The sequence below is a fragment of the Pseudophaeobacter sp. genome (genome assembly GCF_039971195.1).
GTDB lineage: Bacteria > Pseudomonadota > Alphaproteobacteria > Rhodobacterales > Rhodobacteraceae > Pseudophaeobacter.
The window spans coordinates 1-11,025 of the sequence record NZ_JBDWPJ010000003.1 but is presented as its reverse complement, the minus strand read 5'-3'; the positions used below and the strand labels follow the sequence as shown (position 1 = coordinate 11,025).

7 protein-coding genes are annotated in these 11,025 nt (G+C 56.7%); all 7 read right to left on the bottom strand.

What is annotated here, in order from left to right:
- Positions 1-573: 573 nt before the first annotated feature.
- Positions 574-771, bottom strand: a complete 198-nt coding sequence (locus tag ABJP42_RS00110) for a hypothetical protein (protein ID WP_348337837.1) — start codon at positions 769-771, stop codon at positions 574-576.
- Positions 772-1,796: 1,025 nt separating this feature from the next.
- The gene (gene lanM, locus ABJP42_RS00105) at positions 1,797-4,607 is read right to left on the bottom strand and encodes a type 2 lanthipeptide synthetase LanM (RefSeq protein WP_348337839.1); all 2,811 of its coding nucleotides are present in this window, start codon (positions 4,605-4,607) and stop codon (positions 1,797-1,799) included.
- Positions 4,608-5,002: 395 nt separating this feature from the next.
- Positions 5,003-5,770 carry a cupin-like domain-containing protein gene (locus tag ABJP42_RS00100; RefSeq protein WP_348337838.1) on the bottom strand — a complete coding sequence of 256 codons (768 nt, stop codon included), beginning with the start codon at positions 5,768-5,770 and terminating at the stop codon, positions 5,003-5,005.
- 86 nt (positions 5,771-5,856) lie between these two features.
- Positions 5,857-6,819: a peptide arginase family protein gene (locus ABJP42_RS00095; protein ID WP_348337836.1), complete on the bottom strand. Its 963-nt coding sequence runs from the start codon at positions 6,817-6,819 to the stop codon at positions 5,857-5,859.
- Between the two features lie 2 nt (positions 6,820-6,821).
- Complete coding sequence (locus tag ABJP42_RS00090) at positions 6,822-7,622, bottom strand: GNAT family N-acetyltransferase (protein ID WP_348337835.1); 801 nt, start codon at positions 7,620-7,622, stop codon at positions 6,822-6,824.
- 257 nt (positions 7,623-7,879) lie between these two features.
- A complete protein-coding gene (locus ABJP42_RS00085) occupies positions 7,880-8,164 on the bottom strand; it encodes an NHLP leader peptide family RiPP precursor (RefSeq protein WP_348337834.1) in 285 nt (94 codons plus the stop codon).
- 228 nt (positions 8,165-8,392) lie between these two features.
- On the bottom strand, positions 8,393-11,025 hold a 2,633-nt coding region (locus ABJP42_RS00080), incomplete at its 5' end, for an ATP-binding cassette domain-containing protein (RefSeq protein WP_348337833.1).

The following is an 11,025-nucleotide window of genomic DNA, read 5'->3' as shown; positions in this document are numbered from 1 at the left end:
GTTCTGGTTATGAAGCCTGACCCTAAGCGTGTCGCGCCCTCTGAGGGAGCTTCTGAGGAATAAGTAGTAAACTACTGCCCCTCAATGGGTAGGCGTCCAAACGGGCGATGTGTGCTAGCGGGCAGCTGAATTCCTCGCTGGATCCCTAACGTCCAACCATAGCTTTCCTGCCCTGTATCCTCCCCGGATCAAGTGTCCTGGCTCGGCAATCTCGGGATGCTGCTCCGCCCAGTCACGATATCGGTCGTTGGTCACGATCCTGGCTTGGGCAATCGATCCAGATCTCTCCGTGGCAGTGACCATGAACAACACCGCCTGGAAGACCGGTTCGAGATACAACAAGATTGGTATGTCCCGGCAGTCTCCTCGAGTTATCAGCCGCTTGCATGAGCTGGGGTACATCGATCTGGCTGCAGCGAGTTATGCAGGCCCCGGCGCGGTTACAAACAGGACGACCCGCATCAGGGCAGCGGAGCCGCTTCGACGGCTGTTCAGGCATACCAAGTTCGGCCCCCAGCATGTTCTGACCCATCCAGAAAAGGAGAACATCATCATGCGCGGGGCTGAGACGTCTCAACGGAACTTGGAGTACAGCGATACACCTGAGACAGAGCGAATGCGGGAATGGCCCGCCACCTCAAGGTCAGCATGGGAGCAGCCGCTATCGCCGCCCTTGGCTGTCAGGTCGCTCTCTCGCAAAACTATCAGGGCCTGGATGAGGTTCAGCGAGCCAACCCAGATCTCGTGGATGACTATGTTCAGTTTCGTCACCGCCCCAGCTGCCCCGCCTACGAGGTGCGTCAGCGGTGCTTCAACGAGAGGTTAGCGTATCTAGGTTCTGGGGGTAGGGGAACATGATGGGGGAACCGGGTAGTCTCCGGGGGGCTTCCCGTTTCTTCCCTTCTCTTCCATTACTTATCCCTCTGCCCCACTATACTCAGGCATAACGCTGCCGACCTCTCCCACAGCGAGAGGGGGCGGCTCTGAGAGGCAAGTACACCACCCAGATGACCCGAAAGGCAGGGGCCGAAACGGGGGCGATTGGGGCCAGTCTGGGCTCCGTCGCTCTTACGTCTCTGGCTGGAAAGTACTGGCTGGGGTGGTAGGATTCTAAAATCCCACAAAAATGTTTATCATCAGCAGCTTAATAAAAACCCAAAAGGCATACTGGTGATCGAAAAGTTGATGAATTGCTCACCACCAAAAACCGTTTCCAGAATCAGTTACAGCAACTCATTGGACCATGGTTGGAATGGCATCTAGCTGGGCCAGACAGCACTTCGCTTTGGAGGTCACAAAGAGGTTGAAACCTACTGTAGTGAATATCTAAATCAGATGGTTATAGCGAGAACCTCCTTGGAATGTTGCGGGGTGAGTTGCGGTATTCTCAATCACGAACCAGGTAAAACCAGGATCAAAATTCACTCCCCCTGCCAAATCACTTTGATGATGTGCCAGATCGAGTTAGGGAGGCCCCGGTTCAGAGAGTTTCCCACCCTCCCACGAAAGGCGACCTTTTGCCAGACAGTCTACAACTCGGAACTCAGATTGTAGGTAAATCCGAGCCTGTAGCTTTCATAACTTGTAGCTTTCATAAGATGAGCGGTCCAATCCATCATATTTGGCGTCTACGGAGCGCAGTTGCCGCCCCCCTTTTCTGGGCAGCAACAGACCAATACCCGGATCCCCGAGCGTGGCCCAAGATCGAGGCTCTCTTGGGGGAGAAATACCAAAAGGTTGCTGTTGTTGAGAGGTTTCCTGTATATGGAGATTGGAAAAGCCATCAGTTCTGGCCTCTAGGAAAATGCGAAGACATCAGGCAGCGTCAAATCAAAATCACAACGCAATAACTGATAGCCGATCCCAGCAGTGCCCTGGAAAAAGCCGGGGAATGCTACTCCCTGGGGCCATCCAAACTCAAAATTCCCTTTGTCCGCGCGCGCCCATAGCCGATCAAACGCTCGCTGAGAAACCGGATCCCAATCATGTGTTTTGCAAACCTCGGTGCTGCGCTGCAGAACAGAGGCCCGAGCGGCCTCTCCAAAACACAAATCGTCCAAGACTAGTCCAGAATGACTGCTGAGCGCGGTCATCTGCACATCAAGCCAATTCTGCAAAGCCGCATCCTGCGTATTCAAGATGGACAGCGCCTCCTGCACGGCGATGCACTGCCCTATGCGACCCGTTTTCCAACTGAGATCAGCCTCCTGCCCCTGTCGCACAGCAAAGCTGAGACCGCGGCGACCGCAGTCCAGAAGTCTTTCGTCTTGCAGATGTCGTGCAGCGCGCAGAAGGACCATCGCAATACCTGCACTGCCGTGGGCAAAGCCGTGCCGCGCAGGGCAATGAGGTGCTGCCCAATAGGCTCCTCCCTGCCCATCAGGGATCGACGCCTCCACGATCTGCGCCGCGCAGACCTGAATTGTCTGCAGCACCCGCTCGTCTCCTGACTGATGCCGATCCAGAACCATGCATGCATTCAGATACCCGGACAGGCCGGCAACCAAACCGTAGTCTTCTTTGGACGCGCTTTCGCTTCCTTCAATCCGGAGCTCCTCAACCCGGTAGAAAATATCACGCGCCACATCGGTCAGTTGGCCATCACCACTAATTTGCGCAAGTTGCACCAGACCGTAGATGGCCGAGCCGATTCCCGTGCCGCAACCCATTCCCGGAGTCACCAGCATACGCACCGTCGCGGCCCGATCAGCGGTTTCTAGGAGGTTTGATATCCCGTTCAGCCCCGCTTGCAAGTATTCCTTTTTGCCGCTCTGCCGCGTCAGCGCCGCCAGAAACAGTGCAATGCCGAGAGAGCCATCAAACACCCGTTCGCGTAGCGGCGACATGCGCCAGGCCCCGATGGCCTCTTTGTACACCGGGGCATGCCACGCGAGAGAGCCGTCAATGCCCTGAATGGACTGCGCCATAAGGTCCCCCGCCATCCGTTCAAGCACCGGGACCGAAGGCTGGACCGTAGCGGTTGGAATGTCCTTTGCCGGGCTGCGCTTTCCCCTAAAGTTCACCCAGGGAGAGCAATCCGCAGCCACCCTTTCATGACAAGCAAAACTCGTGAGGATTTTTTGCCTTTGCAAGGCCAGATCCGCGTCGCCCAGGCGGGTGATCCGCGCCTTGAGGTTATCCATGGCCGAGGTTGGAAAGACATCCGGAGCCTCAGATTTGCACGGCAACTGGATAGCGCAGCCATTGGCCTGGGCATGCAACACTGGCACGTCCATAGTCATCAATTGGGCAAACTCACTTTTAACCACTGGAACCAAGCTATCCGCAATGGCCGGGTCCTGTATAAGCGACTGAAACAAGCTCTCCATCGACAGCTGCGCGGCAATCCCGTTGCGCAGATTGGCGGGTGCGCACAAACGCGTCAGCCGCTCAGCATAGGCGCGGGTCTGCCGCAACACCACGCGGGCGTTCAATGACTGCAGGTTTTGGGCCAAGGGGGCAGGCAATTCCGGCATGCTGCGGAGAGCTTGGTAGCACTCCGAAAATCCTAGCAAAATATCATCAACGTAATTTGCAGGGTTATACCACTTGTCGCCACAGCGTGGCAGGTTAGCCTTGCTCCGCATAACTGGGCTGATCTTGCGCACCAGCCGCATTAGATCAGAATTCACGTGCAGAACCGTCAGTTCTGGAGCGAGTTTTTGGGGACTACTGGTTCCGCCAAGGGCACTTATATCGAGCGGCAGCCCCTCAATGACATCATTCCACTCTGGCAACATCGAGGTGCGCATTACGGTCTCAAAGGCCATGGCACGTACAGAGGCCAGGTTGGCGGAAACCTGATCTTCACCGGGGCCGGGCCAGTTCGACATGAGACATTCCTGGTCGATGATGACCGGCACCGGCCCCACTGCGATCAGGTTATCATAATGGATGTCAGCGCCACCCAGCAAGTATTGCCCAAATAGCAGTTGTCCGCAGGAGCGAAAGAATGCAGAGGCTTCAGTTTCGTCAGCGCAAGCAACTGGCACGGCCTCCTTGCTCCAGCCATAGAGACCGCGATCCAGGTTACCCCCTCTGGGCGGCAACGCAGTACCAAGCCGCCTGCTCAGATGCGCCTGAAAGGCTTCAAAAACCAGCTCAGATTGCAAAGATTTCGGTTTGTAGAATACGGCAGGCCCAACAGGCGGCACCAGTTTGATACAGGCCTGCCCGCCCAGGTGTGGATCGGAGATCCCCAGATCAAGTCGGGCAGGCCCCTGAAAGCCAAAGGCGTCTTTTAAAAGCGGCAGGTCTACCAACAACCGGTCACGGAACCCTCGGGCAAACCTGCTCCAGTGCTGCAGCACAGTAGCCAGAAGTCGCGCAAGAACGGGATATTTCTGCAAAAGCGTGAGCAACCCCTCGCCCTTCAGGGATGCGACAAAGGCATCATAAGCCTTATGCATACCCGGCAACACCATGGTACCTGCAAGCAGCGGCCTGCGAAAGATCTGAAATTCGGCCATCAATGTCTGCACGGCCACATCGCTCAGGCGGCTGAGCAACCCGTTTTGCATGGCGGGACGACTGTCACAAAACAGTGCTTTAGACAAATCATCGTAGGCACCGTCCAAATGCTGCGCAGCGTAGTCGACAAAACCCATCAAGACCTCGGCAAAAGGGTGGGCAGGGTCTGCGGTCGGTTCGAGGTCAGGCCCGGCACCAAAACGGTATTTCGATAACACATCGAGCAGCACTTCCGCCCAGTCCGGCCACTGGCTGCGCGCGATGGCAGCCGGGTCGCCCAGATATGCCTCCAGCTGGTCAGGATTTAGACCTGACCAGGCCAAGCGCTTACGGAACTCTTCCGGGTCGCCTTTGGCGCAGATATTGCGCCAACTCTGGATCATTTCGGTTTGCTGATGCTGCAGCCAGGGTTGCTCCCGGCGTGCACCCGCGACCAGTCGCTCTTCGAGGGTCTGGGCGCGTGCAACAATGTCCGCCACAGCCTGCACAAGATCAACGGGCTCTTCAGGATCAGTTCCACGCAGGGTCTTGGTCATGGTACCAGTTGCGCCTTGAGCGCGGGAACCAGCCGCGCCTTGGCCTGCCAGACATCGGGCTGGCTGTAGATCGTGTGAAAGAACGCAGCACTGTTGGTGCGGTTGAAGAAATTCCCTGTGAGACTGATCGAAGCCTCAAGCGCAACCACGGCATGCGCCCAGCCCATTGGAATGATTAGTGTCTCGCCCGGCTCAAGCACCACCTGAATATCCGGAGTCTCGTCCTCCAAAGGGGTGCCCGGAGCCCATAGGTCAAACCGCTTGCGCCCGCGGATCTGCGTGTTCCAGGCGTGGGTGTTTAGCGTATCCAAATGCCGCGGCGTAAAAGTCCCTTCCGGGCCGATGAACAGCCAAGAAAAACCACGCAGCGTCCAGTGCGCAAACAACGCCTCGCTGGATCCTTCTGGGGCGTCAATGCAACTTGCATCCGGCATCCAGTTTTCCACCGTTTCAGAGACATCAAAATCAGCGGACAACTCGGGATGATCCACGAAGGGGGACCAATAGGGGGAATACCAGGGCGTTTCCGCCCGCTGTCCCGGCAAAAAATCCGCAGAGGGGGCGCGCACGTAATCAAGATAGTGGGCAAAGCTGACCTTGTGCAGGTTCTTTGAGCCCAAAAAATCAGTCACAATGATCCGCTCACTCCCGTAGGTTTTCGCGAAATGATCAAAGGTCCAGCGTTTCATCGCGGGCCAGCCATCTGTCAGATCCTTCAACAACACGGGGCGGGAGCTGCCACGGCGCAGGAACTCTCGGTTCATTTCCGTCGCCGAGATGCGATTTCGTTTCACGATAGTTTGCATACGGCTGCCTGCCACTGGAACTTGTAGGACTGGTGAATTTGAGTTCACCATAGGTCGGATCCTTCCAAGATCTGGCAGGAAAATACCGAGGCCAGCATGTTTTTCACGCGCGTCTCGATGAATTCAGATTGGTGGCGGGGGGTGAACCCGCTGATTTGTGAGCGGGCAATCAAGATCAATGAGGGGGCAGCGGATTGCCGCGACAACATCTCGGCCAATCTGTCGATCTCAGTCTTGATCTCGTCTTTGCTACGCACAAGCGGGTCCGAGGTGCGAGCAGGCAGCATATCATATTCCAGCCAGTAGCCCTGCGCATCGCGACGGGCCTCGATCCGATGAGACGGCGAAAGGCGTAGCGGGTGATGTCGGTTGGTTGCGACCTGCTCGTAGGTTTCCTGCGTCACGCTGATGCGAAACCCGCTTTCAGGCATGCTGTTGCAGGAGAAATAGTCCAGATCAATGCCCAGAACCCAAGGGGCAGCCTTCGTGCCGGGCCGTTCAGGGATCCGGGCCTCGGTATCGACAAAATGCAACGACAATGATTTGCGGTCGTCATTGCCCACTTTGCTCGCTTCCGGGCGCTGCACCAAGGTAATCATCTCTCGCCTTTGCTCATCCGTGGTGGCAATCCACAGGTACTTACTGGGCATGGCTGAACGTGGTCTTCCCCCGGGAACAGGAGCCTTGGGCGCAAGCCAGAACATCTCATCCAGAAGTCCCAGATAAACCCCTGCCCAAATGAAACTAGCGATTGAGATCTCGGTCTCCACCAGGTCTTTGATGGCCGGAACCGTCAGCGGCGTGTCAGCGATCATCTGGCTGAGCTGTGGCACCACCAGATCCTGATGTTGATCCACATGCAAAAGGCGTGCAGGCAAGTTGCCAAGCACTTTATTCTCGCGCGCCCAAACCAGCGCAATCAGTGCCTCATTGTGCTCTTCAAACCCGATCACCGGAATGGGGTTTGGTTCGGCTATCTGGTGCAAAGGGGGCGTTTGGGGCGTCATCTTCAGCATAGGTCCTTTACGACAAGAAAGCTTTGATATGAGGTGTCAATGTATGGCTCTATCCGGCGCCGATAGACATTCATCATCACCCTATTGCGGCAATCCACATCAAAAAGAACTGTCGGGTGACTTTGGTGCAGGCCGCTGTTTACGTGACGGTCCAGTCCTGTTGCCATGATCCAAGCCCCGTTGCCGCTAAAGGCCGAAGCTGCGTGGCAAAAGCTACGGCTAAACCGAAGGGTCCCCGGCGTCTGTGGCACGAAATGGCACGCCAGCCAGCCCACCACACAGCCATCTGCGGCGCGAAGCCCCAAACTGACCGGGGCGATATTGCCCTCATCCCAGAAGGGGGAAACATCTTGCGGATAGTGGCCGCCTGCTATTTCGGCCTCAACATAGGCGCGGTCTTCTGGCGTCAGGTCGCTCCAATCAAAAGCAGTGGCATTGCGCGGCCCCCGATCCAGAACACGCTGGGCCCAGGCCTGTTGCAACACCTGCTGTGGCGCCGTTTCTGCAAACAGTGTCCTTGGTGTCGGTTCTGACCAGCCAGCGCTGCGCAAAAGAGCCTTCAGTGCAGCGACCTGTGGCATCCGCGAGACAAATGACAGGCAGGCGCGTTCGACGCCCTGAGCCCGGGCCAGCCCCAGCGCGCGGTCAAGCAGCGCCCCGGCGACACCTTTGCGGCGATATTCCGGTGCCACAGCCAGTGACAGAACAGTGGCGCTGGCCTGGTCGACCTTAACCAATATGACCCCCAGAACCCGCGTCGTCTTTGAGCTTTCATCGCGCGCAACAGCCGCCAATCGGATGATGGCTGGGTCTGTACTGTGCAGGTGCTTTGCAAAATGCGGAAAAACCAAAGCAGCAGCCGATTTAGCCAGCCAAGGATCAATGGGTCGAATTGTATAGGGCGGACAGGGCAAGACTGCAGGCGTGAAAAACGGGACTGTCACAGAACGACTTTCAGAAAAAGAACAGGCTCCGGACCTCAATCCGAGGCAAGGCGTATACTCCGGCCAGTCACGGGTGCGGCCAGCCGAAGCGTTTGATCAATCTCGGATTAACCTACGGTGACATAACAGGTGCGACCACCACCGGCGACAGCTTCCAGATCCGCATCAGACAGATCTTCGCTCACCGGGTCGGGCAGTACCAGGGTCAGATCTGCACCATCATTGGCCACTAGGCGCAGGTTGAAACCTTCAGGCAGATCTTTGCCGGACACGGCCTTGATCGCAGCTGCCGGGTCAGCCATGGCGCTTTGATGAAAATTCGCATCACTTGCGCAGCGCTCCATCAACGCAGAAATGGCAGATTGATGCTCTTCTTCGGTCCAATTCGACATAGTAAGTTCCTCATGTGAAGTTTAAAATTCCCTGCCCAAATACGGTATTTCAAATAAGTCCACTGGGGCAAAAGGATCGATTGTATTGTGGGTAGACGATAGGTCCAAAAGGGTTAAATAAAGCTCAAACAATTTATTGAAACTTCGGATTCACGAGAGTTTCATTGAAGTTAAGATATTGCATTCAAACAATTCTACATTTCCGAAAGGGCCAGAATGCGGCCCGGGTCATACAAGCTGCCGCTGTGCTAGGGATGCGAATTTCCCCCCCTTTTCCATCAGCGTGTCATAGTCGCCAGTTTCAATAACCCGACCTTTTTCCAGCACGATGATCTTGTCGGCTTTCAAAACTGTGGACAACCTATGCGCCACGACGATCCGCGTCGCCGTCATCCCATCCAAGGTTTCGGTCACAATGGACTGTGTCCGGTTATCCAAGGCACTTGTTGCTTCATCCAGCAACAAAACCCTCGGTTTGCCTGCAATTGCCCGCGCCAGCATGATGCGCTGCACCTGCCCACCGGAAAGCCCACCGGATGATTCAACAACGCCTGTCTGAAACCCCATGGGCATCTGCCGAATGTCGTCTTCGAGTCCGACCTGCCGGGTGGCCTGGAGCACCTGATCCATCGGCATGCCAAAATTGGTACCAACGATGTTATCATGGATCGAGCCGGGCAGCAGTTTGGCATCCTGCATGACCACACCGAACTGACGGCGCATCAGGCGTTTGTCGATATTTCGCAGATCAATTCTGTCCAAACTGACGGATCCGAATTTCGGGGTCTCGAACCCCATAAGCAGCCGCAGCAGGGTCGATTTTCCGCAGCCCGAGTCCCCAACCAGTGCCACATATTCACCGGCGCCGATTGTCAGGCTCAACCCGTCCAGGATCATCGGCCCGTCACCTTTGTAGGCAAAGTGCACATTGGTGAGCGAAAACTCACCCTGTAGCGCGCCGGGGTCGGTGCCACCCTGACTGTTTTCGGGGACCTCCTGCAAAATGGGGGCGGCAAAATCATAGATCGGCCTGAAGCTCGCAATCTGAGTCGCAGTGCGGGTCAATTGGCCAAGCGCAGTCATGAAGCTGGCAAAACAGGTCAGAAAACTGACTAGATTGGCCGTGGAGATCGCAGTTTCACTCCCGCGCATTCCGACAATCACAAAAACCACCAATGTGGCCAATGCAAGAAATGACCCACTGAAGATCTCCAGCAACGCCGCCATTTGCTTTTCTCGGTAAGCTGCCGATTGGTGCACCTGAAAGGCCCGGGCCCATCGCTCAAACATCGGAGCCTCGGCAGCAGAAAAACGCAGCTTTTCGATCCCCTGTGCGATATCCATCATGCGCGCAACAACAGGACCGCTGGATAGGATCTGGCGGCGGGCGGCAGCTGTCTCGGCCCGGCCAAGAAGTGCAGCGATGCCGATAAAAGTCGCCGCCAGCGCCAGTGTGGGCAGAACCAATCCGGGGGCAAAATGAAACATCAGCCCAAAACTCAGGAACGAAAAAAGACCAGATAGGACTCCCGTGATCATGCCATTGGTCACCAGTCGCTCTAGTCGGCTGATCGCCAGCGCGCGCTGGGTCAACTCACCCGAAGAGTAGCTGCGAAAGAACCCGGTTGGCAGGCGCAGTATCCGGTCCATGACGGATGCCTGGATCGAAAGCGTGGCGCGGGTTTCAATCCTGGCCGCTGCAATCTGGGAAATGATGCCGATGGCAAATTGCACCATGGCGACCAGGGCGAGGATTACCCCAAGCTGCACCAACAAAGCCAGGCTTTCCTGCGGAATGATTTGCCCAACCAGAACGCCCGCACCAATTGGTAAAACCAGCGCCAGAAGGCCCATGGCCAGGCTCACCCCGAAGAGGACCCAAAGATCAGAGGCGCAGGTGCGAAACACACGCCCGATCAAGCCCCAGCCGTTGACCGGGCGATCTGGAAGCGGCCAGTATAAAAACATTCCCGGCCCCTGCCATGTCGCTGCCATCTCGGTGTGAAAGCTCCGTTTGTCTCCACTGGCATCCTGCACCACATAGGATCTGTTCTCTCTCATGACGGTAAGAACCTGCCCTTCGGCATCAAATGCGACGAAGTCACCGGAATCCTTGCGCCACCATTTGTCCGTCAGCGCAATCGTGCGGTAGCGAATGTTGTTGGCATCACACAGGGCGCAAATATAGTCCCGCCCGGTCAGCCCCTTGGGGTTCTCAAACGGAGACAGATCCTGGCCTGCCCGCGCGGCCAAATGCGCAATCTGGGCAAACCCGCCCCCCGTTTGCGCCGCGCTATGGGCCAGCTGTGATGCTGGTTTTTGCGCAGACAGGGACACGGAGAGCAGCGAAAAGGCACGATCCAGACGGGCGGTCTCCTGCGTCGCCTGTTTTGCCCTTCGTTGGGACAGGACATTGGGAGGGCTCTGAAAGGCGGCGACAATGTCCTGCACAAGATGCGCGTTGGCCAAGGCAATGGCAGGCGCGGCCATGGGTTTTGCCAAAAGTGTCTCTGTGTCGCGGGCGACCACGGATTTTAGGGCGCCATCCTGTGGGAAATGCGGCCGGGGGAGTGCCTCTGCGCCCTCCTCGTCTTTGACCCATGTAATGCACTGCGCGCCCGTCGGCAGATCGTTTTGTTCAAATCCCTGCCCATATCCGTAGGCTATGTTGTTCAGACGGGCGAACCAGACATCCAGCCCCATCGCGTAACGCAGTCGTTGCTCGGCAACCGCATCGGGACTGCAAAAGAGCGATACATCTATCGGGCAAAAGCGTAGATCTCCGCAGGCGCGGCCAGACAGCCCAGTGTTGTCCGCCAGGCCGAGAACGATCTCGCCCTCAGTCACCTCAAGAATTACCG

What these genes read in the sequence shown, in the direction of transcription:
- lanM (WP_348337839.1), bottom strand. Translation starts at nt 4,607, where the DNA reads ATGGGTTTTGTCGACTACGCTGCGCAGCATTTGGACGGTGCCTACGAT.
- ABJP42_RS00085 (WP_348337834.1), bottom strand. Translation starts at nt 8,164, where the DNA reads ATGTCGAATTGGACCGAAGAAGAGCATCAATCTGCCATTTCTGCGTTG.
- ABJP42_RS00095 (WP_348337836.1), bottom strand. Translation starts at nt 6,819, where the DNA reads ATGACGCCCCAAACGCCCCCTTTGCACCAGATAGCCGAACCAAACCCC.
- ABJP42_RS00100 (WP_348337838.1), bottom strand. Translation starts at nt 5,770, where the DNA reads ATGAACCGAGAGTTCCTGCGCCGTGGCAGCTCCCGCCCCGTGTTGTTG.